Origin of the sequence: Okeania sp. SIO2B9 (genome assembly GCF_010672505.1) — a bacterium.
GTDB classification, from domain to species: domain Bacteria; phylum Cyanobacteriota; class Cyanobacteriia; order Cyanobacteriales; family Microcoleaceae; genus Okeania; species Okeania hirsuta.
Window position 1 is genome coordinate 1 of the sequence record NZ_JAAHGK010001672.1, and the last position, 1313, is coordinate 1313.

Genomic DNA, 1313 nt, shown 5'->3' on the forward strand with positions numbered 1-1313 from the left:
CCTGTTTTTGCTACCCGTCCCATCATTACCACATCCCAGACATTACCCTACAAGTACAAGCAGGAAAATTAACTGGTATTATTGGACCAAATGGCGCAGGTAAAAGTACCCTCTTGAAGGGAATGTTAGGGTTAATTCCCTTAAGTGAGGGTTCTATTATCTATAATGACAAACCTCTTTCAGAGCAGTTAAAAATAGTTGCTTATGTACCTCAGAGGTCGCAAATTGATTGGACTTATCCGGCCACTGTCTGGGATGTGGTAATGATGGGACGGGTAGCAAAAACAGGTTGGTTTCGTCGCTTTTCTACAGTGAGTCGGCAGATAGGGATGGAGGCGTTGGCCAGAGTAGGCATGGATGGTTATCGCGATCGCCCTATTGGTCAACTTTCTGGCGGTCAGCAGCAACGGGTATTTTTAGCACGGTCATTAGCTCAGGAAGCTGATATTTTTTGTTTTGATGAACCGTTTGTTGGGGTTGACCAGAAAACCGAAAATATTATTTTTGGGATTTTTCACGAATTAGCAAATTCTGGAAAAATTGTCATAGTCGTTAATCATGATTTAGGGGAATCTATTACTAATTTTGATGATTTGATTCTGTTAAATAAAGAGTTAATTGCTGTGGGCGATCGGCAGGTTGTATTGCAGGAAGAAAATTTATATCGTGCTTATGGAGGTAAAGTTGGTTTCTTTTCAGAACCTTTAGCGAAAATTGCTTAAAGCAGTTTTGGAGTTATAAGGTACAAAGTTTTGTGAGTTTAAGGAATAGGGAATTGGGAACAGGGAATAGAGATTAGTATTAAACAGTATCTTGCCCTTCCTCAAAAATGCTGTAATTATTCCCGATTTTTTTAGTAGGATTTAGGTTTTATACTGAGGGATATCGATGTTTTTTACAAATGGTAGAAGTAAGGAAGAGGGAAGAAGGAAGAGGGAAGAAAGATTGAATAAAAAAAGGTAATTTCAGTTAGCCTCTTGTGGTCGGAACTGCGGAATTCAGTTATCAGTAAAAATCATATATATATAACCATCTAAAATTAATTGGATCGGTTTTTTTTAAGTATCTTTAAACGATATGCACCTTTTTGTAGCATTCTTTTTTTTACAGGGCTTTTAACCGGACAATATTTAGTACTTTTAGCATATACATTATACTTTATATCGCTAAAGTCGATCCTATTTTGAAATTACCTAAAAACAGAAATATTCGGCATAACTTACGACTTTTTGGCAGTGAAATAATTTGTTTTATAGCTTTATTAGAAAATCAATAGACTAGTTTACTACCAGGAAAAATAACAATTACACTAA

1 protein-coding gene is annotated in these 1313 nt (G+C 36.2%); it reads left to right on the top strand.

Features of this window, described 5'->3' with window-relative positions; translation table 11 throughout:
- Positions 1-32: 32 nt before the first annotated feature.
- Positions 33-722: a metal ABC transporter ATP-binding protein gene (locus F6K13_RS33585; protein ID WP_287289994.1), complete on the top strand. Its 690-nt coding sequence runs from the start codon at positions 33-35 to the stop codon at positions 720-722.
- The last annotated feature ends 591 nt before the right edge of the window (positions 723-1313 follow it).